General features: G+C 69.4%; 16 protein-coding genes and 4 tRNA genes. 12 read left to right on the top strand and 8 right to left on the bottom strand.

Annotation, left to right across the window (positions count from 1 at the left end; genetic code table 11):
* Positions 1-8 precede the first annotated feature (8 nt).
* Entirely contained in the window at positions 9-1,040 is a 1,032-nt protein-coding gene (locus ACX80L_RS09585; RefSeq protein WP_459289253.1) for an FUSC family protein, read from the top strand.
* On the opposite strand, the gene ACX80L_RS09580 is transcribed toward ACX80L_RS09585, so the two are convergent.
* Positions 1,037-2,011, bottom strand: a complete 975-nt coding sequence (locus tag ACX80L_RS09580; protein WP_459289251.1) for an NAD(P)H-quinone oxidoreductase — start codon at positions 2,009-2,011, stop codon at positions 1,037-1,039. The genes ACX80L_RS09585 and ACX80L_RS09580 overlap by 4 nt on opposite strands.
* A gap of 59 nt (positions 2,012-2,070) precedes the next feature.
* Here ACX80L_RS09580 and ACX80L_RS09575 point away from each other — a divergent pair.
* The 3 genes from ACX80L_RS09575 to ACX80L_RS09565 all read left to right on the top strand — a co-directional run bounded on the left by ACX80L_RS09575 (position 2,071) and on the right by ACX80L_RS09565 (position 7,604).
* Positions 2,071-2,158 (top strand) — tRNA-Ser (locus ACX80L_RS09575).
* 151 nt (positions 2,159-2,309) lie between these two features.
* Positions 2,310-2,822 carry a septum formation family protein gene (locus tag ACX80L_RS09570; RefSeq protein WP_133080374.1) on the top strand — a complete coding sequence of 171 codons (513 nt, stop codon included), beginning with the start codon at positions 2,310-2,312 and terminating at the stop codon, positions 2,820-2,822.
* A gap of 219 nt (positions 2,823-3,041) precedes the next feature.
* Positions 3,042-7,604, top strand: coding sequence for an ExeM/NucH family extracellular endonuclease (locus ACX80L_RS09565; protein WP_459289248.1), 4,563 nt, complete (start codon positions 3,042-3,044; stop codon positions 7,602-7,604).
* A 108-nt stretch (positions 7,605-7,712) separates the two neighbouring features.
* Here the strand turns inward: ACX80L_RS09565 and ACX80L_RS09560 are convergent, their stop codons facing one another.
* Positions 7,713-9,767, bottom strand: coding sequence for an FAD/NAD(P)-binding protein (locus ACX80L_RS09560; RefSeq protein WP_459289246.1), 2,055 nt, complete (start codon positions 9,765-9,767; stop codon positions 7,713-7,715).
* A gap of 91 nt (positions 9,768-9,858) precedes the next feature.
* On the opposite strand from ACX80L_RS09560, the gene ACX80L_RS09555 reads away from it, so the two are divergent.
* Positions 9,859-11,946, top strand: a complete 2,088-nt coding sequence (locus ACX80L_RS09555; RefSeq protein ID WP_459289244.1) for a prolyl oligopeptidase family serine peptidase — start codon at positions 9,859-9,861, stop codon at positions 11,944-11,946.
* A 110-nt stretch (positions 11,947-12,056) separates the two neighbouring features.
* A tRNA-Ser gene (locus ACX80L_RS09550) sits at positions 12,057-12,144 on the top strand.
* Between the two features lie 145 nt (positions 12,145-12,289).
* Here ACX80L_RS09550 and ACX80L_RS09545 read toward each other — a convergent pair.
* Complete coding sequence (locus ACX80L_RS09545; protein ID WP_459289242.1) at positions 12,290-14,404, bottom strand: RecQ family ATP-dependent DNA helicase; 2,115 nt, start codon at positions 14,402-14,404, stop codon at positions 12,290-12,292.
* Positions 14,405-14,497: 93 nt separating this feature from the next.
* Here ACX80L_RS09545 and ACX80L_RS09540 point away from each other — a divergent pair, with 93 nt between their 5' ends.
* Positions 14,498-15,904 (top strand): phosphomannomutase/phosphoglucomutase, encoded by a 1,407-nt coding sequence (locus ACX80L_RS09540; protein WP_459289240.1) that lies wholly within the window; start codon positions 14,498-14,500, stop codon positions 15,902-15,904.
* Positions 15,905-16,008: 104 nt separating this feature from the next.
* Here the strand turns inward: ACX80L_RS09540 and ACX80L_RS09535 are convergent, their stop codons facing one another.
* Positions 16,009-17,889 carry a phosphoenolpyruvate carboxykinase (GTP) gene (locus ACX80L_RS09535; RefSeq protein ID WP_459289238.1) on the bottom strand — a complete coding sequence of 627 codons (1,881 nt, stop codon included), beginning with the start codon at positions 17,887-17,889 and terminating at the stop codon, positions 16,009-16,011.
* 293 nt (positions 17,890-18,182) lie between these two features.
* Here ACX80L_RS09535 and ACX80L_RS09530 point away from each other — a divergent pair.
* Positions 18,183-18,255, top strand: a tRNA-Arg gene (locus tag ACX80L_RS09530).
* 94 nt (positions 18,256-18,349) lie between these two features.
* Positions 18,350-19,768, top strand: coding sequence for a dihydrolipoyl dehydrogenase family protein (locus tag ACX80L_RS09525; protein WP_459289236.1), 1,419 nt, complete (start codon positions 18,350-18,352; stop codon positions 19,766-19,768).
* A gap of 6 nt (positions 19,769-19,774) precedes the next feature.
* On the opposite strand, the gene ACX80L_RS09520 is transcribed toward ACX80L_RS09525, so the two are convergent.
* The 4 genes from ACX80L_RS09520 to upp all read right to left on the bottom strand — a co-directional run bounded on the left by ACX80L_RS09520 (position 19,775) and on the right by upp (position 23,741).
* A complete protein-coding gene (locus ACX80L_RS09520; RefSeq protein ID WP_459289234.1) occupies positions 19,775-20,311 on the bottom strand; it encodes a SixA phosphatase family protein in 537 nt (178 codons plus the stop codon).
* Between the two features lie 38 nt (positions 20,312-20,349).
* Positions 20,350-21,171 carry a winged helix-turn-helix domain-containing protein gene (locus ACX80L_RS09515; protein WP_459268887.1) on the bottom strand — a complete coding sequence of 274 codons (822 nt, stop codon included), beginning with the start codon at positions 21,169-21,171 and terminating at the stop codon, positions 20,350-20,352.
* Between the two features lie 485 nt (positions 21,172-21,656).
* The gene (locus ACX80L_RS09510; RefSeq protein ID WP_208740511.1) at positions 21,657-22,994 is read right to left on the bottom strand and encodes an APC family permease; all 1,338 of its coding nucleotides are present in this window, start codon (positions 22,992-22,994) and stop codon (positions 21,657-21,659) included.
* 111 nt (positions 22,995-23,105) lie between these two features.
* Positions 23,106-23,741: a uracil phosphoribosyltransferase gene (gene upp / locus ACX80L_RS09505; protein WP_133080363.1), complete on the bottom strand. Its 636-nt coding sequence runs from the start codon at positions 23,739-23,741 to the stop codon at positions 23,106-23,108.
* 23 nt (positions 23,742-23,764) lie between these two features.
* Here upp and tadA point away from each other — a divergent pair, with 23 nt between their 5' ends.
* The 3 genes from tadA (at position 23,765) to ACX80L_RS09490 (ending at position 24,947) form a co-directional block, all read left to right on the top strand.
* Positions 23,765-24,262, top strand: a complete 498-nt coding sequence (gene tadA / locus ACX80L_RS09500; RefSeq protein WP_459289232.1) for a tRNA adenosine(34) deaminase TadA — start codon at positions 23,765-23,767, stop codon at positions 24,260-24,262.
* 39 nt (positions 24,263-24,301) lie between these two features.
* Positions 24,302-24,790, top strand: a complete 489-nt coding sequence (locus ACX80L_RS09495) for a pyridoxamine 5'-phosphate oxidase family protein (protein ID WP_459289230.1) — start codon at positions 24,302-24,304, stop codon at positions 24,788-24,790.
* A 70-nt stretch (positions 24,791-24,860) separates the two neighbouring features.
* Positions 24,861-24,947 (top strand) — tRNA-Ser (locus tag ACX80L_RS09490).
* The last annotated feature ends 70 nt before the right edge of the window (positions 24,948-25,017 follow it).

The raw sequence follows: 25,017 nt of genomic DNA, 5'->3' as shown, positions 1-25,017 counted from the left end.
CGCAGTCCGTGCCTCTCTTCCGCGACCTCGTGAGCATCGCCCCCTCCGCCGACGACCACCATCCTGCGCTCCGCTGCGCGGCCGGCGTGGGGATCCCGCTGTTCCTCGTCCTGGTGCTCGGGCGCCTGGATCTCGCGATCTTCGCCACGTTCGGCGCGTTCGCCGGGATCTACGGCCGCAACGAGCCTCACCGGCAACGCCTTGCGACGCAGCTGCGCGGCGGCGGGCTGATGCTCGCGGTGGTCCTCGCTGCCGCGCTGACCGCCCGCGCCGATGTCGGACCGTGGACGCTCGTGCTGCTCACCAGCGCGGTCGCCGGGCTGGGCACGTTCGCGGCGGGTCTGTTCCGCCTCCGTCCGGGCGGCTCGCTGTTCCACATCTTCGCCTTCGCGGCCATCGCCTCCGTGCCCGGGCAGCCTCCCCTGTGGCAGGGGCTCGCCACAGCGGTCGCCGCCGTGGGACTCGCGGTGCTCCTCGGGCAGTCGGGCGCCCTGTGGCCGAAGCACCGGACCGGCTGGACCCGGGGAGGCACCGGCCGGCTCACCGCCCACCACCTGGCGGCTCTGGGCCGGGAATCCGCCCTCTACGTCGTGGCAGCCCTGCTCGCCGGCAGCACGGCGACGGCGCTCGGGATCGGTCACGCGTACTGGGCGATGGTCGCCGCGACCGTCCCGCTCGTGGGGCAGTCCGCACGGGCACGGGTCAACCGGGGCCTGCAGCGGATCCTCGGCACCTTCGCCGGGCTCGTCCTGACCGCCCTGGTCCTCCTGCCCGGGCTGGCAGCATGGCAGCTCGTCGTCGTCATCGCCGTCGCACAGTTCGCCGCTGAGATGTTCGTCCTGCGGCAGTACGCCCTCGCGCAGGCGTTCGTCACTCCGCTCGCCCTGGTCAGCACCGAACTGGCGCACCCGACCGACCCGGCCGGTCTCCTCGCGGACCGGGCGATCGAGACGGTCATCGGCGCCGCGGTCGGCATCGCTCTCGTGCTGGCGCTCCACGCCGCGCAGCGCGGTGCGCGGTCGGCCGCCGCGGGTGCCTAGCGCATCGACAGCAGGATCTTGCCGGTGTGTTCGCCCCCATCGAAGTAGGTGTGCGCCTCCGCGACCTGTTCCAGGGGGAACACGCGGTCGACGAACGGCCGCACGCCACCCGAGGCGACGAGCGGCCAGACGCTGTCGCGGACCGCAGCCATGATGGCCGTCTTCTCGCCGACGGGCCGCGCCCTCAGGGTGGTGCCAGCGATACTCGCCCGCTTGCCCATCAGAGTGCCGAGGTCCAGTTCCGCCGTCGTCCCGCCCTGCAGTCCGATCACCACGAGACGCCCGCCGGTCGCCAGGGACTCGACGTTCCGCGCCAGGTACTTCGCACCGACGACGTCGAGGATGACGTCCGCTCCCCTACCGGCGGTCGCCGTCCGGAGTTCCTGTACGAAGTCCTGCTCCCGGTAGTTGATCAGCGTCCGGGCACCGAGGGAGCGGGCGACACCGAGCTTCGCCGCGGACCCGGCCGTCACGTGCGGCACGGCCCCGAGGGCGAGGCTCACCTGGATGGCCATCACGCCGATCCCTCCGGATGCACCGTGGATCAGGATGTCTTCGCCCTCCTCGAGTCCGGCCTGCAGCACGAGGTTGGACCAGACGGTCGCGGCCGTCTCGGGGAGAGCGGCGGCCTCGAGCAGGCCCACTCCCTCCGGCGCCCGCACGACCTGCCCGGACGGCACGACCACCTTCTCCGCGTAGCCGCCGCCTGCCAGCAGGGCGACGACGGCATCCCCCTCGTGGAAGGCCGACGTCCCCGGGTCCGCGACGTGACCCGACACCTCGAGGCCCGGGATCGGGGATGCCCCGTCGGGAGGCGGGTAGAAGCCGCGGCGCTGCTGCACGTCAGCGCGGTTCAGCCCGGCCGCGACGACGTCGATGAGCACCTCGTCCTCGCCCGGGACCGGGTCGGGGACCTCCTGCACCGACAGCACCTCGGGTCCACCCGCCCCATCGATCACCACTGCACGCATACCGGCCTCCACCTGCTGGGTATTTGGGCGTCACCCGCCCTTCATGAAACACTAGCGGCGGAAGGTTGTCCGAGCGGCCGAAGGAGCTGGTCTTGAAAACCAGTGGGCGGTCACCCCGTCTCAAGGGTTCGAATCCCTTACCTTCCGCTCATCAGGAGGTCCCGCACCGCGGGGCCTCCTTTTCTGTCTCCCCGGTGCCGGCGGCGCACCCCGGCGATGGTGTCCTCCGTCGTCGGTGCGGTACTGTCCCGAGGAGCAACAGCCGTGCCACGGGTCCGTGGCCGACGACGGGGTCTCGATGCACACTGGGGAACACACGGGGGAATCGCTGCGCCGTCGGGCGGTGATGACGGCGTTCCTGGGGACCCTCACGCTCGCGACGGGCTGCGGCATCCTCTCCCCGGACGGCCCCGAGCGCGACGCCGAGGGGACCGTGACCGCGGAAGCCCGGACCGACGCCTTCTCGATCGAGGTGGGCGACTGCATCGACGACCCGGGCACCGAGGACGTCTCGGACATCACCGTCCTCCCGTGCGACGAACTGCATACCTTCGAGGCGTTCGCGAGGACCGAGATGCCCGATGGCGACTATCCCGGCCTGCCCGCGGCCAACACCGCCGCGAGCGAATTCTGTGCTGAGGAGTTCGCTGCGTTCGTCGGTCTGGCATACGACGCGTCAGCGCTCGAACTGCTCTACTTCTACCCGGTCGAGGACAGCTGGACCTCGGACGACGACCGGGAGATCCTCTGCTTCGTCGCGGACGCGGGCGAGACACCGGTGACCGGAACGCTCAGGGACGCCGCACGCTAGGACGATTCGTCCACGGATAAGACCCGCGGGCCCCGATTCTTCCGGAGCCACTGGCTTTTTGGTAACCCATTGTTAACGATCTACTGGTTGGCTTCTCCCGGAAACGGAAATGTCACCTGAGTCACATATGGTGCTCATGCCAACGCGCCCACCCATCGAGGGTCGGCGGGCTTCACTCGCGGCTGCTGCGCAGCCATCGTCAAGGAGAAGAACCAACGAATGAGTAATTCGTCATGGAAGGGAGCGCTCGGTGCGGCGCTGTCGGCAGGGCTGATCGCCTCACCGATGATCGCACTGCCAGCCGCGGCGGTGGAGACCCCACCGGCCACGGCGTCCGTCGCGGGAGACGGTGTCATCATCAACGAGGCGTTCGTCTCGGGCGGCTCGGCAGGCACGCCGTTCACCAACAAGTACGTGGAGCTCTACAACCCGACGGACGCGCCGGTGAGCCTCGACGGATGGTCGCTGCAGTACCGCGCACCCGCTTCGAGCACTGTCGCACCGGGAGTGACCGCCCTCCGCGGCACCATCCCTGCCAAGGGATACTTCCTGGTCCAGGGCAACTCGAACGGCACGGCCGGTTCGGCGCTGCCCACCCCGGACCTCGCAACCTCCTTCGCCCCCGGCGCCAACGGCGGCCTCCTGGTCCTGTCCGACCAGGCCACCACGGTGGGAATCCTGCCCACGGGCACCATCAACGGGACGCCGGGCGTCGTGGACGCCCTCGGCTACGGCAACGCCACCGCCTTCGAAGGCACGGTCGCCACCGCTCCCGGCAGCGGCAGCCCGAAGTCGGCCAACCGCACGGGCTTCGCCGACACGGACGACAACGGCGCCGACTTCACCCTCCAGGACACCACACCGACGAACAGCGGCGCGACCCCGGGCGGTCCGGCTCCGACACCGACTCCCACGCCAACACCCACGCCAACACCCACGCCGCCCACCCCCGGCAAGGTCACGCCCATCCGGGACATCCAGGGCACCGGGACCGCCACGCCGCTCAGCGGCCAGACGGTCACCACGCGTGGCACGGTCACCGCCGCCTACCCCACGGGCGGCTTCGCCGGCTTCTACCTCCAGACCGCGGGCAGCTCGGCAGCAGCCGACCAGACCGCCTCGGACGCCCTCTTCGTCTACTCCCCCGCGACCGTCGCATCCGTCGCCGTGGGTGACTACGTCGAGGTCACCGGCACCGCCGGAGAGTTCTTCAACCTGACGCAGCTCACCGTCGCCTCCGGCGGCACCACGAAGCTCGCCGAGGCTGCCGAGGAGCCCAAGGCGTCCACCATCGCGCTCCCCGCCACGGAGGCAGCCCGCGAAGCGGTCGAGGGCATGCTGTTCCAGCCCTCGGGCGACTTCACGGTCGCCGACAACTACACCCTGAACCAGTACGGCGAGGTCACCCTCGCGGCCGGCACCGAGCGCCTCCTCCAGCCCACCGACGTCGCACGTCCGGGCACCCCGGAGAACGCCGCGGCCGCCGCCGACAACGCGGCCCGCAGCATCCGGCTCGACGACGGCGCCACGACCAACTTCTTCACGCAGGCCAACCGCGGCAAGGTCCTTCCGTACCTCACGCCGTCCCAGCCCGTGCGTGTCGGCTACAGCGCGTCGTTCACCTCCCCGGTGGTCCTCGACTACCGCAACAGCGCCTGGAAGTTCCAGCCGCTCGCCGAGCTCGATGGAGCGGCCCCCTCGGGCGTGCAGCCCGTGCAGTTCGCCGGCGAGCGTCCGGCCGCGCCCCAGCCGGTCGGCGGCAACGTCAAGATCGCTTCGTTCAACGTGCTCAACTACTTCCCCACCACGGGTGAGGACCTCGCCGGGTGCACCTACTTCACGGACCGCGCCGGCAACCCGATCACGATCAACGGCGGCTGCGACGCCCGCGGTGCTGCCGACAAGGAGAACTTCGAACGCCAGGAGGCGAAGATCGTCGCGGCGATCAACGCCCTCGGCGCGGACGTCGTGACCCTCATGGAGATCGAGAACTCGGCGCAGTTCGGCCAGGACCGTGACGCGGCCCTCGCGACGCTCGTCGAGGCACTCAACGAGAAGGCCCCAGGCACCTGGGACTATGTCCGCTCGCCGGCCGCCGTCCCGGCGCTCGCCGACGAGGACCTGATCCGCACGGCCCTGATCTACAAGAAGGCCGTCGTGGAGCCCGTGGGTGAGTCCGTCATCCTCAATGACGACGTCGCCTTCTCCAACGCACGCAAGCCCCTCGCCCAGGCCTTCAAGCCGGCCGGCGGTACCGAGGACGAGACGTTCCTCGCCATCGTCAACCACTTCAAGTCCAAGGGCTCGGGCCCGAGCTCCGGAACCAATGCGGACAACGGTGACGGCCAGGGCGCCTGGAACGCCGCACGCGTCACCCAGGCCAAGGCACTCGTGGCCTTCGCGGACTCCATGAAGGAGTCGGCCGGGACCGACAAGGTCTTCCTGACCGGCGACTTCAACTCGTACACGAAGGAGGACCCGATGCAGGTCCTCTACGAGGCGGGATACGTCAACCAGGGCGAGAAGGACGACAGCTACTCCTACGTCTTCTCGGGCCTCAGCGGCTCCCTCGACCACATCCTGGCTTCGCCCGCGGCGGATGCCGCGGTGACCGGGGTCGACACCTGGAACATCAACTCCGTCGAGTCGGTCGCCCTCGAGTACAGCCGGTTCAACAACAATGTCACCGACTACTACGCCGCCGATCCCTACCGGGCCAGCGACCACGATCCCGTGATCGTGGGACTCGACCTCGCGCCGGCCGACACGACGGCCGAACTCAACCTGCTGAACATCAACGATTTCCACGGCCGCATCGACGCCAACACGGTCCGCTTCGCGGGCACCGTCGAGAAGCTGCGCGCCGAGTTCGGCGAGGACAGGACGGCCTTCCTCTCGGCCGGGGACAACATCGGTGCGTCGTTGTTCGCCTCCGCGCTGCAGGACGACAAGCCGACCCTCGATGTCCTCGACGCACTGGACCTCCGGGCATCCGCGGTGGGCAACCACGAGTTCGACAAGGGTCTCGCGGACCTGACCGGACGCGTCGCCGATGAGGCGGACTTCCCCTACCTCGGGGCCAACGTCTACACCAAGGGCACCACCGAGCCCGCGCTCGACGAGTATTCGATCATCACCGTCGACGGCGTCGATGTCGCCGTGATCGGCGTCGTCACGCAGGAGACCGCAGCACTCGTCAGCCCGGGTGGTATCGCGAGCGTCGACTTCGGCGATCCCGTCGACGCCGTCAACCGCGTCGCAGCGGAGATCGAGGAGCAGGACCTCGCCGACGTCATCGTCGCCGAGTACCACGAGGGCGCCGGCGACGGCGTCGTCGAGGGGGCGACGCTCGAGCAGGAGCTCGCCGCCGGCGGATCGTTCGCCCGGATCGTCACGGAGACGACGCCGCTGGTGGACGCGATCTTCACGGGCCACACCCACAAGCAGTACGCGTGGGATGCTCCCGTGCCGGGCGCGGCCGGCGAGACCCGGCCCGTGCTGCAGACCGGCTCGTACGGCGAGTTCGTCGGTCAGATCACGCTGAGCGTCGACACGGAGACCGGCGACGTGGAGTCCTACACGGCCCGCAACGTCGCCCGCACCACGGACGCCGACACAGCCCTCGTGGCCGCCTTCCCCCGCGTCGCCGAGGTGAAGACGATCGTCGACGCGGCCCTCGCCCAGGCGGCGGTCATCGGCAACCAGCCGGTGGGTTCCGTCACCAAGGACATCACGACGGCCTTCTCGGGTGCCACGCGTGACGACCGCACCTCGGAGTCGACGCTCGGCAACCTCGTCGCCGACTCGCTGAGGGCGAGCCTCTCCTCCGCGGAACGCGGCGGAGCCGAGATCGGGGTCGTCAATCCAGGCGGCCTGCGCAACGAGCTCTACTACGCACCCGACGGCGTCGTGACCTTCGCCGAGGCGAACGCGGTACTGCCGTTCGTCAACGACCTGTGGACCACCACCCTGACCGGTGCGCAGTTCAAGGCAGTGCTCGAGCAGCAGTGGCAGCCGGACGGCAGCTCACGGTCCTTCCTGGCCCTCGGCCTGTCGGACAACGTGAGCGTCACCTACGACCCGGCCCTCGCGCGCGGTTCGAGGATCACATCGGTCCTGATCGACGGCGCACCCCTCGATCCCGCCAGGGACTACCGGATCGGGACCTTCAGCTTCCTCGCGCAGGGTGGCGACAACTTCACGGCCTTCCGTGAGGGAACCGACACCCGCGAGTCGGGACTGGTGGACCGCGACGCATGGATCGACTACATCCGGGCCAACAGCCCGCTGTCGCCCTCCTTCGATCGCCGCAGTGTGCAGGTTCAGGGCGCCCCGACCACGGTGAAGGCCGGCACCGCCGTCTCCTTCACCGTCTCGAAGCTCGACCTCACGTCGCTGGGCAGCCCGGTGAACACCACGCTGGCCGCGAGCTTCGTCGCGGCGGACGGTACGACGACGCAACTCGGGTCCGTTCCCGTCTCGGGCGGCAGCGCCACCGTGGACCTCACGATCCCGGCGACCGCCGGCGGACAGGGGCGCATCGTCCTGACCGCCGCGCCGAGCGCGACGACGGTGACCCTTCCGGTCACGGTCGAAGCGGTGACTCCGGTCGAGCCGCCCAAGCCCGGCAAGCCGGAGAAGCCCGTCAAGCCGGTCAAACCCGGCAAGCCGGGCAAGCCCGCCTGCTCCGAGCCGGCTCTGCCGGCCGAGGGCGCCAACAACGGCAGCTGGGCCAGCTACCGTGCCCACCTGGCGAACTACCACCGCTGCCTCGAAGGCTAGGTAGATCGCCGGGCTCCGGCCCGAAGAACCGAGGGGACCTCCACCATGCTGGTGGAGGTCCCCTTTTTCGGGATCGGACCCGGATCCGGGATGCCCGGCCGGCGTGTATCAGGCGGGGACGGTCCGCGCGAGGATCTCCCCGGCGATGGCGTCGGCGTCGAGGAGGGTCCTGCTGCCCGCATCGAGGGGCGCTCCGGCCTCCGCCGCGATAGCCGTCCCCCACTGCACCGACGCGAGCTGGAGACCGATCACGAACAGGGACTCCTGCTTCCTGCCGCTGCTGTCGACGGCGCGGTAGGGCGGGGCGGTGACGTCGAGCCCGGCCGACGTCACCGGGACCCCGTCCTCCGACATGTGCGTCTTCGGCCGGACCGTGCCCCGATCGAGGAGGTTCCGCATGAGCGGCGACAGGCTCGTGGACACCCGGTTGGCAGGCATCATCGCCTCGACGAGGTAGCGCGCGGAGAAGGATTCATCCTGGACCCACGGCGAGGTGGCGCGGAACAGCTCCTCGTCCGGATCGAAGCCGAAGCCCGGGTTCGGGCCGACGAACCGGACGATCCCCGCCCGGACGAGCGCCGCGAGCTGCGCGATCCGCAGTGGCGGCGGCCCGCTGGCGAGGCCCTCGACGAGCGGTTCGAACCACCCCCGCAGTTCCGCGTTCCACGACGAATCCGAGATGCCGCCGTCCGCCACGGCCTGCTTGACCACGGAGCGGCCGGCGTTCATGGCACCTATCGCCATCTTGAGCGGATCGTCCTCGCCCTTCGCCGACCCGGCGGCATCGGCGTCGAGGTAGGCCAGCACCGCATCAGTGAATTCGTCGCCGTCCGCGAAGTGGCGGCCCGCGAAGGGATGCGCGAGCGCTTCGACGTCCAGCCGGAGGTCTTCCGGAACGGACCGTCCGACGGCGGACCCGGTGGCGTCCTCCCACTCCGGGCCGCTCGTGGCGAGCGCTGCTGCGAGCTCCTCGAGGAACGCGTCCCGCAGCGCCCCGAGAGCTCGCGGCGACGTGCGGCACAGCGTCGAGTAATAGGCCCACAGCACGTCCCGGTGCAGCAGGGGCCAGACGTCGTGGTCGAAGCCAGGCTGGATGCCGGACCTCCGGAACGCGAGCACGCGGTCGGGCGTGCAGTAGCGCAGCGTGACACTGCGTGGGATGTAGGAGTCGAGGGATGCCTTGGCCCGGTAGGGTACGCCGCGCCGTGAGGCGGCGACCAGCCTGGGTTCCCTCCCGGAGGCCTCGTAGTCGAGCCGGCCGTCGGTGCGGCGTGTGAACCGCCCGCCGCGCCCTTCCGTCACCTGGATCATGGCGTCGAAGAAGTTCAGACCGAGGCCGCGGATCAGGACGGTCTTCCGCGCCGGCAGCCGGTTCCAGGAGACATCGGCCGGGACGGCGGGCGGCCAGTACTGCAGGCCGTACCGGGCGGCCGCATCCTGCAGCTTCTCCTGCTCGGGCGTGAGGGTCGCCGCAACGTGGCCCACGGCCAGGACGACGTCGTCGGCGAGAAGCTCCGAGCCGTCGTCGAGCGCGATCCGCCACCTGCGCACGGAACCACCGGTCCCGCCGCTGCCGCCGGTGCCGTCACTGCCGCCGGTGCCGTCGGTGCCCTGTCCGCCGTTCCTGCCGTTCCTGTCGTCGCTGCCGCCGGTGCCGTCGCTGTCCTCATCGCCCCGGGCCAACCCCACGGCCTCCTTGCGGTGGTGCTTCACCCGGATGCCGGGGCCGGCCTGCCGCACCAGTTCAGCGAACATCCAGGTGAGGTACCGGCCGTAGAGCGCCCTGCTCGGGAAATCGCTCGACGCCAGCGCCGCGCACTCGGCGACGTCCGCCGGCTCCGTGCCGGGAACGAGGCCCTCGTTCACCCGCCGGCGCCACTCGTCGAAGGACACCGCTATCGGCGCCTCGGCGATACCCGCCGCGGCGGGTCCGACCGGGACCACCGTGGGGTACAGGCATGGCGTGTTCATCAGGAAGAGGCGCGACTGGTCGGTGCGCCAGATATGCCCCGGACCGGGGTCGTGAGGTTCGACGACGTGGATGACGAGCCCTGCAGCGGCCGCGCCGAGGGCGCGGTGCCGGGCGATGAGACGCTCCACCACGGAGGTGCCACGAGGTCCGCCGCCGATGACGGCCACCTGCCGTGACTCCTGGTTCTCCACCCGTCAAGACTAACGAACGCGGCACCCCGCCCTGCCCGGTGGCAGGGGGCTGCGATGGCAGCGCCCGGAACGCCCTGCATAGGATTGCCCCATGACGCACCCGACGGAGACCACCGCGACAACGGACGACCCCTTCCTCTGGCTCGAGGACATCTACGGTGACAGGCAGCTCGAGTGGGTCCGTGCGCAGAACGCCCTGACCGAGGACGACCTGGTGACCCCGGACTTCGAGGACCGCGAGCGGGGCATCCTCGAAGTACTCGACTCGACCGACCGCATCCCGATGGCACGGAAGCACGGGGACTTCTACTACAACTTCTGGCGTGACGCCGAGCACCGCCAGGGCATCTGGCGCCGGACGTCGTGGGACAGCTACGCCTCCGACGACCCCGACTGGGAGCTCCTCCTCGACGTGGACGCCCTCAGTGCAGCCGAGGGAACGGAGTGGGTCTGGGCGGGTGCCCTCTTCCTCCGGCCGGCGGAGGGCACGCCACACGCGCGGGTGCTCGTCGCGCTCTCCCCCGACGGCGGTGATGCGACCCGGTACCGCGAGTTCGACCTCGGGACCCTCTCCTTCGTGGAGGCCGGTTTCGACATCCCGACGGCGAAGAGCCGCATCAGCTGGGCCGGCGAGGACACGCTGTACGTGGGTACGGACTTCGGTCCCGGGTCCATGACGTCCAGCTCCTACCCGCGGACCGTGCGGACGCTCCGGCGCGGCGGCGACCTCGGGTCGGCCGAAGAGTACTTCGCGGTGGACGAGGACCACATGATGGCCCTCGTCGTGCACGACTCCACCCCCGGGTTCGAGAGGGACCTCGCAGTGGACACCATCGACTTCTACACGCGCCGGAGCTACCTGCGGCAGGACGACGCGTGGCACCTGATCGAGGTGCCGGAGGACGCCAGCATCTCGCTGCACCGCGATTGGCTGATCATCCGGCCCCGCACCGACTGGACGACGGGATCCACGACCCACGGCGCCGGGTCACTGCTCGTCATCCCGCTCGAGTCCTTCCTCGCCGGGGACCGCTCCTTCGTGACCGTGTTCGCTCCGGACGCCTCCACGTCGCTGCAGTCCTGGAGCTGGACCCGCGACTACCTGCTGCTCAACCTGCTGCACGACGTGTCGTCCGAGATCCGCATCCTCGACCCGGCGAAGGACTGGGCGGCCGAGCTTCTCGACGCCTGCCCGCCGCTGCACTCGGTCGACGCCTATGCGGTCGACGACGAGGACGACGCGGCAGGCAACGACTACTGGCTCGTCGCCACCGGCTTCCTGACACCGTCGACGCTGTACCGGGGCACGATCGGTGGGGAGTCCACCGCGGTGAAATCCTCCCCCTCCTACTTCGACGAGGATCTCTACGCCGTGGAGCAGCACTTCGCCGTGTCCAGCGACGGCACGCGCGTGCCGTACTTCCAGATCGCGGCGAAGGACCTTGCGCTCGACGGCGGCAACCCGACGCTGCTCTCCGGCTACGGCGGCTTCGAGCACTCCATGACCCCGGCCTACAGCGGCGTGATCGGCCGCGGGTGGCTGGAGCGCACCACGCAGGACGGCCGACGCGGCGTCTACGTCCTGGCGAACATCCGCGGCGGGGGCGAGTACGGGCCCCAGTGGCACCGAGCCGCGCTGCATGCCGACCGGCACCGGGCCTACGAGGATTTCGCGGCGATCGCGGAGGACCTGGTGCGGCGGGGGGTCACCTCGCCGGCGCTGCTGGGCTGCACGGGCAGGAGCAACGGCGGGCTGCTCGTCGGCAACATGCTCACCACCTACCCGCACCTGTTCGGTGCGATCTCGTGCGGAGTGCCGCTGCTCGACATGCGCCGCTACACGAAACTGTCCGCCGGCTTCTCCTGGATCGCCGAATACGGTGACCCCGACAAGCCGGAGGAATGGGAGTACGTGCAGACCTTCTCGCCCTACCACCTCCTGCGCGAGGACGTCGCGTACCCGAAGACCCTCATCTGGACGGCGACGAGCGACGACCGCGTGGGCCCGGTCCAGGCCCGCAAGATGGCAGCGAGGATGAAGGACCTCGGCATCCAGGACGTCTGGTTCCATGAAGCGCTGGAGGGTGGGCATGCCGGCGCAGCCGACAACCGGCAGGCGGCCCGCATGCACGCGATGAGCTTCGAGTTCCTCTGGCGCGCGCTCACGGGCTCGCTCTGACGGCATCCTCTGCGCAGTCCCACAGTGCGGCCCCACAGTACGGACCGCAGCCGCGGTTTTGCTCTTGCCGTCACCTTCTGGGTAACCTTGGGAGGCTAGAGATAGCCGATGGAGACGTGCCAGAGCGGCCGAATGGGCTTCACTGCTAATGAAGTGTGGGCCTAAAGCCTACCGGGGGTTCAAATCCCCCCGTCTCCGCTGAAAGACCCCCGCAGCTGCGGGGGTCTTTTCGTTTCCGCGACAATGCGACCGTGCCGGGACCGATCCGGCCCGGGCAGCACCCGGGCCCGGTCCCGGACGCCGGGCAGCGCCAGGGCTGGACCAGGGCTGGACCAGGACCGGGTCAGGCCTTCAGCGCCAGGGCGAACGGCAGCACGCTGGATGCCCCGGCGGTGCGCAGGGCCCGCCCTGCCTCGGTCATGGTCCACCGGCTGTCGGCGAAGTCGTCGACGAGCAGCACGGGCCCGGGGTTCGCCGCGAACCAGGCGGCACCCTCGTCGGGAACGGCGAAGTGGTCCCAGACGGAGGCCAGGCGGAAAGCGCTGTTGCCGCCGGGCTGTCCCTGCGGGAAGCCGTGCGGTGTGTCCAGCCGCCCCAGGTAGGGGATGCGGCCGACGGTCGCGAGGGCCTGCGCCAGCGACCCGAGCAGTTCCGGGCGCCGCCTGGAAGGGATGCTGACCACGGCGACGGGCCGCTCCTCCCATCCCCACTGCGCGAGGACCCGCACGACGGCGTCGATCACGGCAGGGTCCAGCGGAGCGTCGGGGGTGGCATCGGACATCAGCTCACGCAGCCGGTTGCCCCAGCCGAGGTCCGTGAGACGGGCCAGGGCCCGGCCGGGCAGACTGACCTCGTTCGGCTTGAGCTTCCCCTTGAGGGGGACACCGAGCTTGTCCATCCCGCTGGGCCACTGGCCGCGCGGCTCGAGTTCCACGCCGACCCTGCTGAGGGCCTGACTCGCGGAGTCCGATGCCTCGTGGGCCACCTCGTCCGAGTACCAGGGCCCCGCGCAGTTGTCGCAGCGCCCGCAGGGCGTGGCGGAAGGGTCGTCGAGGGACGCCGACAGGAATTCCATGCGGCAGCCTGTGGTGTTCTCGTAGTCCAGCATGGAGCGCTGCTCCACGATCCGCGCCTCGCTGATGCGTCGGTACCGCTCGGCGTCGTAGGTCCAGGGCACCCCCGTGCTCTCCCACCCGCCGGTCACCTTGCGGACGGCGCCGTCGACGTCGAGCACCTTGAGGAGCAGTTCGAGCGGCGAGCGCTTCAGGTTCACCCGGGTCTCGAGGGCCGGAGTGGACAGCACGATGCCGGGTTCCAGGGCGTCGAGTACCCGGAGGGCTGCATCCTGGGAGGGCATGGAGGCTGTGGCGAAGTACTCCCAGATGTCGCGGTCCTCGGCGCCCGGCAGCAGCAGCACGTCGGCGTTCGGCGTCCCGCGGCCTGCCCGTCCCACCTGCTGGTAGTAGGCGACGGGCGAGGACGGTGCCCCAAGGTGCACCACGAATCCGAGGTCCGGTTTGTCGAAGCCCATCCCGAGAGCGCTCGTGGCCACCAGGGCCTTCACCTCGTTGTTCTTCAGCGCCGTCTCCGCGGCCTCGCGGTCGGCCGGATCGGTGCGTCCCGTGTAGGCGCGGACGGCGTGCCCGTTCTCACGCAGCAGGCGCGCGGTGTCCTCCGCCGCAGACACCGTCAGGGCGTAGATGATGCCGCTCCCGGGCAGGTCCGACAGGTGCGTGAGCAGCCACGCGAGGCGTGACCGGGGGCTCGGCAGGCGCAGCACACCGAGCCGGAGGGATTTCCGTGCCAGCTCGCCGCGCAGCGTGAAGACATCCGTGCCGCCCGCCCCGAGCTGCTCCTCGACGTCCTTGACCACGCGGGAGTTCGCCGTCGCGGTGGTCGCGAGCACCGGGACGCCCTGCGGAAGCCCCATGATCAGCTCGCGCAGACGCCGGTAGTCGGGCCGGAAGTCGTGGCCCCAGTCCGAGATGCAGTGTGCCTCGTCGATGACGAGCAGGCCGGTACGCCGCACGAGCTCCGGCAGGTACAACTCCCGGAAGGACGGGTTGTTGAGCCGCTCGGGCGAGACGAGGAGGACATCCACCTCATCGGCCTGAAGCTTGGCCGTGATCTCCTGCCACTCGGTCTGATTGGCCGAGTTGATCGCTTCGGCGCGGACGCCGGCCCGTGCCGCCGCGGCCACCTGGTCCCGCATGAGGGCGAGGAGGGGCGAGACGATGAGTGTAGGACCAGCACCCCGCGCGCGGAGCAGCAGGCTCGCGACGAAGTACACGGCGGACTTGCCCCAGCCCGTCCGCTGCACCACCAGTGCACGACGTCCACCCTCGACGAGGGCCTCGATGGCCTCGAACTGCCCCTCGTGGAAGTGCGCGTCCGGCGACCCGACGAGGGTGTGCAGGATGGCGGTTGCTTGCTCGTTCAGCGTGGTGGTCGGCGACATCCACCCAGTATCCCAGCCACCTCCGACAGCCACCGTCGGGGGATCACCCTGTGCGCAACGGACGGTGTGATGCCACCCGATACACTTCGGAGCGTGACTACAACCTTCGATCTTTCTGCGTCCTTCAAGGCCTACGACGTCCGCGGCATCGTCGGCGAGACCATCACGGTGGACTCGGTGAGGGCCGTCGGAGCGGCCTTCGTGGACTCGCTGGGACTGGCCGGCCAGACGATCCTCGTCGGTGGCGACATGCGCCCCTCCTCCCCCGAATTCTCGAAGGCGTTCTCGGACGGTGCGACCCTGCGCGGGGCAGACGTCCTCTTCCTCGACCTCATCTCGACCGACGAGCTGTACTACGCGAGCGGCACCCTGGACCTGGCCGGCGTGACCTTCACCGCCAGCCACAACCCCGCCCAGTACAACGGCATGAAGATGACGCGCCCCGGAGCGGTTCCGGTCTCCTCGGAGACGGGGCTCAAGGACGTCCAGGAACGGGCCGAGCGCTACCTCGAGGAGGGCTCGATCCCCGCTGTGGAGGTCCAGGGCAGGACCAGCGTCCGCGACATCCTCGAGGAGTACTCCCGGTTCCTCCGGACGCAGGTGGATCTCTCGTCGTCGCGCCCGCTCAAGGTCGTGGTCGACGCCGGCAACGGCATGGCCGGCCTCACGACGCCCGCCGTCCTCGGCGATCGCATCCTCCCCGCCCTGCCGTTCGAGATCGTGCCGCTCTACTTCGAGCTCGACGGCTCGTTCCCCAACCACCCTGCCAATCCGCTCGAGCCGGAGAACCTCCGCGATCTGCAGGCCGCCGTCGTCGAGCACGGCGCCGACATCGGGATCGCCTTCGATGGCGATGCGGACCGGTGCTTCATCATCGACGAACAGGGCCACCCCGTCTCCCCGAGCGCCATCACCGCGATGGTGGCCCGGCGCGAGATTGCCCGAGCCCAGGCCGCCGGTGAGACCGAGCCGGTCGTCATCCACAACCTGATCACCTCCCGTGCGGTGCCGGAGCTGATCCTGCACGACGGCGGCCGTCCGGTGCGTACACGCGTGGGCCACTCGTTCATCAAGGCCGTGATGGCGGCGGAGGGCGCCGTCTTCGGCGGGGAGCACTCGGCCCACTACTACTTCCGTGACTTCTGGAATGCCGATACCGGCATGCTGGCCGCCATGCACGTCCTGGCCGCCCTCGGCGAGCAGGACGGCCCGCTGTCCGAGCTCGGCCGCGAGTACGAGCCGTACTTCTCCTCCGGCGAGGTCAACTCGAAGGTGGAGGACGTGGCGGGATCGATCGCCCGGGCCCGCGTGGAGTTCGAGCAGGAGGGCGTGGTGGTCGACGACCTCGACGGCCTCACCTTCACGCCCGGCCACGGCAACTGGTGGTTCAACCTCCGCCCGTCGAACACCGAGCCCTACCTCCGCCTCAATGCTGAGGCCGTGGATCCGCAGACGCTCGACGACCTCGTGCAGCGAGTCCTCGCCGTCATCCGCGCCTAGCGGCCCCGCCACCCGCCACCAGGCACCAGGCACCAGGCACCAGGCACCAGGACGACGAGAGGCCCCTTCCGGCGGAAGGGGCCTCTCGCATCTCCAGGGGCTGATCAGGCGTTGCTGAAGCGTTCCTTGAGTTCGTCGAGCTGATCCTTGAGCTCGGTCGGCAGGGATCCACCGAAGCGGGCGTACCACTGCTCGATCCCGTCGAGTTCCTCGGCCCACTCGACCGCGTCGACATGCACGGCGGCCTCGACCTCGGCCGGGGTCATGTCCAGGCCCGTGAGGTCCAGGGCGTCGCCGGTGGGGACGAAACCGATGGGCGTCTCGACGGCGTCGGCCGTGCCCTCGAGCCGCTCGATGACCCATTTGAGCACCCGCGAGTTGTCGCCGAAGCCCGGCCAGGCGAAACCGCCCGAGGCCGTGCGGCGGAACCAGTTGACGAGGAAGATCGTGGGCAGCCGGGCCTGGTCCGCCCCGGCGCTCAGGGTGAGCCAGTGGCGCAGGTAGTCGCCGGCGTCGTACCCGATGAACGGCAGCATGGCCATCGGGTCGCGGCGCACGCGCCCCACCTCCCCGGCAGCGGCGGCCGTGGTCTCCGAGGACAGGGTGGAGCCCATGAAGATGCCGTTGGCCCAGTTACGGGACTGCGTGACCAGGGGCACGGTCGTCTTGCGGCGGCCGCCGAACAGGATCGCGGAGAGTTCCACGCCGTCGGGCCGGTTGAACTCCTCGGCGAGCATGTCGATCTGGTCGATGGGCGTGCAGAACCGGGCGTTCGGGTGCGCCGCGGGGTGGTCCATGTCGGGCGTCCAGTCCCGGCCCTGCCAGTCGGTCAGGTGCGCCGGAACCTCCTCGGTCATGCCCTCCCACCACACGCCGCCGTCGTCGGTGAGGGCGACGTTCGTGAAGACGGAGTTGCCCTTGGCGATGGCGCGCATCGCGTTGGGGTTCGTGTGCCAGCCGGTGCCGGGGGCCACGCCGAACAGTCCGGCCTCGGGGTTGACGGCGCGCAGCTCGCCTTCCTTCCCGAAGCGCATCCAGGTGATGTCGTCGCCGAGGGTCTCGACCTTCCAGCCCTCGATCGTGGGATCGAGCAGCGCGAGGTTGGTCTTCCCGCAGGCCGACGGGAACGCGGCGGACAGGTAGTAGGTCTTGTCCTGGGGCGAGGTGAGCTTGAGGATCAGCATGTGCTCGGCCAGCCAGCCCTCGTCGCGGGCCATGACCGAGGCGATGCGCAGGGCGTAGCACTTCTTACCGAGCAGGGCGTTGCCGCCGTACCCGGAGCCGTAGGACCAGATGGAGCGCTCCTCGGGGAAGTGCACGATCCACTTGTCGTCGTTGCACGGCCATGGCACGTCCGCCTGGCCCGGCTCGAGCGGGGCGCCGAGGGAGTGGAGCGCGGGCACGAACGGGGCGCCGAGCTCGGTCATCCGGTCCAGGACCGCGCTGCCGATGGTCGCCATGATGCGCATGGAGGTCACCACGTAGGCGCTGTCCGTGATCTCGACACCGAACTTGGGGTCCTCGGCGTCGAGGTGGCCCATCACGAAGGGGATGACGTACATCGTGCGGCCCCGCATGGAACCGGCGAAGAGACCCTTGAGCTTGGCCTTCATCTCGGCCGGGTCCATCCAGTTGTTCGTGAAGCCCGCCTCCCGCTCGTCCTTCGAGCAGATGAACGTCTGCTCCTCCACCCGGGCCACGTCCTTGGGGTCCGAGAAGGCCGCGAAGGAGTTGGGGAAGATCTCGGGGTTCAGCCGCACGAACGTCCCGGATTCGACGAGTCCGTCCGCGAGCCGCGTGTTCTCGGCCTCGGAGCCATCGACCCACACGACCTCGGCAGGCTGCGTCAGCTCCTGCACGTCCCGCACCCAGGCCAGCAGGCCGGCGTGCGTGGTCGGCGCGGAACCGGACCCGACCGCCGGTGCTCCGACCTCGGAACCCGTGGGTGGTGTGTCGACCGCAAGCTCTCGTACGGGATCGCCCATTACTCTTCCCTTCGTTGGGGGTGCTCGATGTGTATCGATGCTAGGTGTGGGACATTTCAGGCAAGGGCGTGGGCCCGGAAACAATAGGCACAGCACCCCGGAGATCCGCGCCACGGCGGCGATGTCCAACGCTTACGTCACCCCTCGCTGTGACAAAGGTCACATAGACCGGTCTAGCTTTCCTCGAGTCACATGGTTGATTAGGCGCCGCGGCGAATCCACGCTAGAGTTGTCTACGGCCAAACGGCCCGCTTGTAGGACTGGTTCGCACTGCGGATCGACGACCTGCGGATGCGTGCGTAGCTCAACGGATAGAGCATCTGACTACGGATCAGAAGGTTGGGGGTTCGAATCCCTTCGCGCGCACAACGGTTCCCTGAACCATCGAAAGGCCCCGGCTCCGGTCGGGGCCTTTCTGCGTCGGGTTGATCCTTCGCCGTGTCGGTGGAAGGCTCGGCCCATGAGTGAAGCCAAGACCATCGATGTCATTGTGATCGGCGCCGGCGCCGTCGGGGAGAACGTGGCGGGCCGCGTGGTCCAGAAGGGCCTCTCGGCGGTGCTCGTCGAGAGCGACCTCGTCGGTGGTGAGTGCTCCTACTGGGCCTGCATGCCGTCCAAGGCCCTCCTGCGCCCCAGCACCGTCCTCCGGGCCGCGCGCGGTGTTCCCGGTGCGCGCGAGGCAGTGACGGGGACCCTCGACGCCGGGCAGGTCCTCGACCGCCGCACCTCGTTCACCTCGAACTGGGATGACTCCTCCCAGGAGGAGTGGGTGGCCTCCGCAGGCATCGCCCTGGAGCGGGGCTGGGCGAAACTGTCCGGTGAGCGCGAGGTCGAGATCACCCATGGCGATGGCTCGACGACCACCTACCAGGCCCGGCACGCCGTCGTCCTGGCCACCGGTTCGACGCCGACGATCCCGCCCATCGACGGCCTCGCCGACCTCGACTACTGGACCACCCGGGAGGCGACGTCCGCGAAGGAGGTCCCCGCCAGCCTCGCCGTCCTGGGCGGCGGGGTGGCCGGCGTCGAACTCGCGCAGGCCTACGCGCGGCTCGGCGCGGAGGTCACCGTCATCGCGCGCAGCGGCATCCTCGGCAACTACCCGCCGGAGGCCTCGGGGCTGGTCCTCGACGCGCTGCGCACCGAGGGGCTCACCGTACACACGGACACCGCCACCACCTCGGTGCGCAAGGAGAACGGCCTGTTCGTGCTCGACATCGGCGAGGGCCGGAGCGTCACCGCCGAGAAGCTGCTCGTCTCGACGGGCCGCCACCCGCACACCTCCGGTATCGGACTCGAGAGCATCGGCCTCGATCCGAAGAAGCTCACGCGGGACGACACCGGGCGCGTGCCCGACGCCGGCGGCTGGCTGTACGCCGTCGGTGACGTGGGCGGCATCGTCCAGCTGACGCACCAGGGCAAGTACGAGGCCCGCATGACGGGCGACGCCATCGCCGCCCGCGCACAGGGAACACTCGGGGACCACGCGGAGGACTGGAGCCCCTACACCTCGACCGCGGACCGGAGGGCGGTCCCGCAGGTCGTCTTCACCGATCCGGAGATCGCCATGGTCGGACGCACCCTCGAGCAGGCGCGGAAGGACGGCGTCAACGCCTCCGAGACATCACTCGAGATCGCTGTGGCCGGATCGTCGCTCCATTCCGACGACTACAGCGGCTGGGCCCAGATCGTCGTCGACGAGGACCGGAAGGTGCTCATCGGCGTCACGTTCGCCGGACCGGACGTCTCCGAGATGCTGCACTCGGCGACCATCGCCGTCGTCGGGGAAGTGCCACTCGATCGGCTGTGGCACGCCGTGCCTGCCTATCCGACCGTCAGCGAGGTCTGGCTGCGGCTGCTGGAGAAGTACGGGATGTAGCAGGGGTCAGCGAAGGCTCGACGCGCGGCGCACCACGAAGTCGGTGACCTCGGCGTCGCGGCCGTCGAGTTCGGCCCATTCGCCGTCGTACGTCATCACGGTGAGACCTGCCGTCGGGTAGTCGGTCGCGAGATCCATGACGGCGCGCTCGCTCGACCGGACCGACGCGAGGCGCATCGCCAGTTCCTGGATGCCCGGATTGTGGGCGATGACGAGGAGGCTCGTGACGGTCGGCGGCACGTGGTTGATCAGGGAGAGGATCTCCGACGGCCGTGCAGCGTAGAGGTCGTCCTCCAGCTTGGGCGTGGGCGCCCTGTCGCCGAGTTCCTTGCACACCCAGGTGCACGTCTGTCGTGTGCGCAGGGCGGTGGAGACGAGGATGAAATCGGGGACGGCGTCGTGGTCGAGCATCCAGCGACCCACCAGCGGGGCGTCCGCGTGGCCCCTCGAACTGAGCGAGCGCTCGTGGTCGGGCACGCCCTCCTGGAACTCGGCCTTCGCGTGGCGCAGCAGCAGAAGCTTCTTCAGGTGGTGGGAGGCCATGATCCGAAGTCTATGGCCTCCCCCGGCCGGGCATGAGCCTAGATGGAGTACTCGGGAGCGGCCCAGACGACCACTTCGGGGTGGTCGTAGAAACGGTAGCCCTGCCCCCGCACGGTGCGGACGGTGTTGGCCAGGCGACCGAGCTTCGAGCGGAGGCGCCGGATGTGGACGTCGATGGTGCGTTCGTTCGGCACCTCGTCGGCATTGCGCCAGAGTCCGCTGAGGAGTTCCTCGCGGCCCACGGTGCGCGTGGCGTTCTCCACGAGGTAGTTGAGGAGCTCGAACTCCTTGAAGGTCAGGTTCAGCGTCTCACCGTCGAGGTGCACCTCGCGGCGCGACAGGTCGATGAGGACGCCCGTGGGGCGGGCGGGCTGGGCCTGCGACGGCGCCGGGATGGCGTCGGCACGGGGTCGGCGGGCGACCGTCGGGTCACCGAGTGCCGCACGCACGACGTCGATGTCCGAACCCGGCGCGTCTGCCGGAGCCAGCGCGACCGCTGCGTGGCTCTCCGCCGTCGGGACCAGGGACCGCACGTAGGACCGGACATCCTGCGCCAGCTTGGCGAACGTGGTGCCCGCGGCTGCTGCGGTGGCCTCGTCGAGCGCGACGTAGAGCACGAAGCCCCGAGCGGTGGTATCACCGGTGACCGCCTGCGGTCCGGGAACGCCGTTCGGCGTGACCACGGGGATCGGAGCGCTCAGCGGCTGGGCGGCGTCACCGCCGGGAACCGCCTGGAGGCGCGAATGGGGGTGGGGAACCTGCGGCGCGTGGGCGTTGAAGGCGGGAGCGAACTGCTGGCGTGCCTGCCGGTTCTGCGGGGAGCGGAGGGAGATATGGACGTAGCCCGGATTTACTGACATGAAAACAACCTCGTGGAGTATGCCGTCATCGCGGCTCGAATGCGGGATGTGCCCGGTCGGGATGAAGAAGGATGCCCGCCGTTGGGCTTGAAGTGCGTAAAGAGGGTCTGGGTATAACCGTTACGCGTGCATTCGATAACAGCGGAGGTCCGCTCCGGACATGGCGTCCAGGGAGGGAACTACCGCTGCAGATGCGGGTGAGTTGGTATTCACATTTCGAATTATTGCATGTAACAATCGCCTACGCGCAAGTAACAATGCCCGAATGTCCAGCATGCGAGCACTCGGCGTGGCGGACGGCTGATGGACGCGAGAGCGCGCCACCGCGACGACACGGCGATCCGTCCGGTCCCCGGCGGGTCCTGCCGCCTTCCGTCCATACAACGAACGCGGCCCGAACGCACGCCGGAGCCCGCACGAGCGGATGGCAGACGCAACCCTTGAGGGCCCTGCAGGCACCTGAAGGGCCGGAGGCAGCGCCCCGGCTAGGCGGAGACGCGTTCCTGGCGCTTGCGACCGGCACGGGCGGCGAGGAACAGCAACGATCCGACCACCGCGTACCCGATGGCGCCGAGCCAGACCACGCCGGTCTGCTGGGTCAGCAGGGCGATGCTGGCGATGATCGCGAGGATCGGCACGACCCGCGGTACCGAGAAGTGCGGGTGGTCGACCTTGTCCTTCTTGAGGACGAGCACGCTCACATTGGCCGACAGGAACACCAGGAGCAACAGCAGCACGGTGGTCTCGGCCAGCGTGCCGACATCACCCACGAGTGAGAGCACGATGGTCAGAGCGGCGACGACGACGATCGACACCCACGGCGTGCGGCGCTCGGGCAGCACGCGGCTGAACGCCCGCGGCAGCAGCTCGGCCTCCGCGAGGCCGTATCCGACCCGGCTCGCCATCACCATGAACAGCAGGGCGCCGTTGGCGATGGCGACAAGCGCGATGAGGCTGAACAGCCAGGGCGGGATGCCGACGCCGCTGGCGGTCACGACGGCGAGCAGCGGTCCGGTGGACTCGGCGAGTTCGGCCGGCGGCAGGACGATGACCGCGCCGAGGGCGATGAGGAGATAGACGACCGCGGCGGTCCCGATGGCGCCGAAGAGGGCTCGGGGGTAGGCCCTCGACGGATTGCGTACCTCCTCCGCCATGTTGGCGGCAGCTTCGAAGCCGAGGAAGGAGAAGAAGGCGATGACGGATGCCGCGAAGGCACCCTGCAGCGGAGGCACGTCCGGAGCGAACTCGAGGAGCCGGGCAGGCTCACCGTTCCCGCTCCCGAGAACGACGGCGGCGAGCACGATCACGAGCACCAGGCCGGTCACCTCGATCACGGACGCGACGAGGTTCGCGGCGAGGGATTCCCGGACGCCGCGCAGGTTGATCAGCGTGAGCAGGATGATGAAGACCACTGCGGCCGGAGCAGCCGGTACGTCGATGAGTGCAGCCAGGTAGTCACCGGCGAAGGCGTTCGCCAGGGCAGCGGCCGTGGTGATGCCCGAGGCCATCATGAGGAACCCGACGAGGAACGAGAGGTAGGGGATGTTGAAGGCCCGCTCGACGTACCGCGCCGCCCCGCCGGCGTGCGGATACTTGGTGATCAGTTCCGCATAGGTCCCCGCGGTGAGGAGCGCCAGGACCAGCGCGATGAGCAGCGGGAGCCAGATCACGCCCCCGACGTCGTCGGCCATGGTGCCGACGAGGGTGTAGATGCCGGCTCCGAGGGTGTCTCCGACGATGAATGCGAACAACAGCGGCGTACCGATCGCCCGCTTCAGACCGCCCTCGGTACTCGACTCGGTCGCGCTGATGTCCTTGGTCATCGCCCTATTCGACCCCGTCGACCGCGCCGGCGCAACCCTTCAGCGATCTTCCGACGGAACTTGTCCGGCTCCTGCCGTGGGCCGGACCTGCCCGGACGCTCCGGGGTCCGGCTAGCCGACGACGCCGTAGAGGCGGTCTCCCGCGTCGCCGAGGCCCGGCACGATGTACGACTTCTCGTTGAGCTTCTCATCGATCGAGGCCAGCACGATGGTGACATTGCGGCCGTCCAGCTCCTCCTGCAGGGTCGCGAGGCCCTCGGGAGCGGCGAGCAGGCAGATGCAGGTGATGTCCGCTGCACCCCGCGCGAAGAGGAACTTGATGGCCTCACGGAGCGTGCCGCCGGTCGCGAGCATGGGATCGAGGACGAAGACCTGGCGCCCGGTGAGATCGTCCGGCAGTCGCTCGGCGTAGGTGATGGCCTCGAGGGTCTCCTCGTTGCGGGCCATGCCGAGGAAGCCGACCTCCGCCGTCGGCACGAGGCGCGTCATGCCTTCGAGCATCCCGAGGCCGGCACGCAGGATGGGGACGACGAGCGGCGTGGGCTTCACCAGCCCCGTTCCCTCCGTCTTCGTGACGGGTGTCTCGATGGACACGGTCTCGACGCGGACGTCGCGTGTGGCCTCGTAGGCCAGCAGGGTGACGAGCTCCTCGGTGAGGAGGCGGAACACCGGCGACGACGTGTCCTTGTCCCGGAGAACCGTCAGTTTGTGGGCTACCAGGGGGTGGTCGACTACCAGTACGCGCATGCGTCAAAAGTACCATTGAGCCCATGACCCCCTCCCCCCGTGCCATGGACGCCGAGCACCGGGCGTGGATGGGGCTGGCGCTGGATGCGGCCGTGCGGACGCACGCGAGCTCCGATGTCCCGATCGGCGCCGTCGTCGTCGGCCCTGGCGGTGTCGTGCTGGGCACCGGGTGGAACCAGCGCGAGGAACTCGGCGACCCGACCGCGCACGCGGAGGTACAGGCCATCCGCGCGGCCGCTGCACGGCTCGGCGCCTGGCGGCTCGAAGGCTGCACGCTGGTGGTCACCCTCGAGCCGTGCGCGATGTGCGCCGGGGCATCCGTCCTGGCCCGCATCCCGCGCGTCGTGTTCGGGGCCTGGGACGAGAAGGCGGGCGCCTCGGGATCGGTGTTCGACGTGCTGCGAGAGCGCCGCCTGAACCATTGGACCGAGGTGTTCCCGGGCGTCCGCGAGGACGAGTGCGCGCGCTTGCTCAGGGAGTTCTTCGTCACTCAGCGGGCCCCCCGAACGAATAGTGCGTAGGCTTAGTAAATACGCAGCAGACCTCACGAAGGAGCAGACGTGGCAGACCAGCAGGACGGTTTGAAGGAAGTGCAGGACATCCTCGGCAAGGCCGACATCGCCAATCTCACGACGGTGAGCCTGGACGGCAAGCTCGTCAGCAGGCCACTGGCCCTGCAGGCCAGGGACTTCGACGGCGATCTCTGGTTCTTCACCGAGGATCCGTCCCCGAAGGCCGACGAGATCCGCGCGAACCCGCAGGTCAATGTCACAGCGAACACGGGCAAGGGCTACGTGTCCATCGCCGGCACGGCGACCCTGACCAAGGACCAGGCCAAGATCGACGAGCTGTGGGGTCCCTCGGTGTCCGCATGGTTCGAGAACGGCCGCGACGATCCCGCCGTCGCCCTCATCCACGTCGACGCCGACACCGCCGAATACTGGTCCATAAATGCGCCGCGCGTCGTCTCGGCCGTGAAGATGGTCAAGGGTCTGGTGACGGGCAGCAAGCCGGACTCCGGCAAGAACGAGGTCATCGAGCTGCCCTAGCGCCTCCTTCCGGCGGCCGGGGCACCTCGTTTTGGGTCTGACGCCTTCAACCCGGTAAAGTAGCGGCGTTGGTGACGTGTCCGAGCGGCCGAAGGTGCAACACTCGAAATGTTGTTTGGTGTAAAAGCCAACGTGGGTTCAAATCCCACCGTCACCGCCCTTTGAAAGGCCCCCATTCCCCGTCTTCACGAGGGAATGGGGGCCTTTCGCTTCGCCCCGGGAAGCGA

This window comes from Arthrobacter sp. MDT1-48-3 (assembly GCF_054511015.1).
Note: the sequence above shows the minus strand (reverse complement) of the source record. Positions and strands in the feature narration are given on the sequence as shown.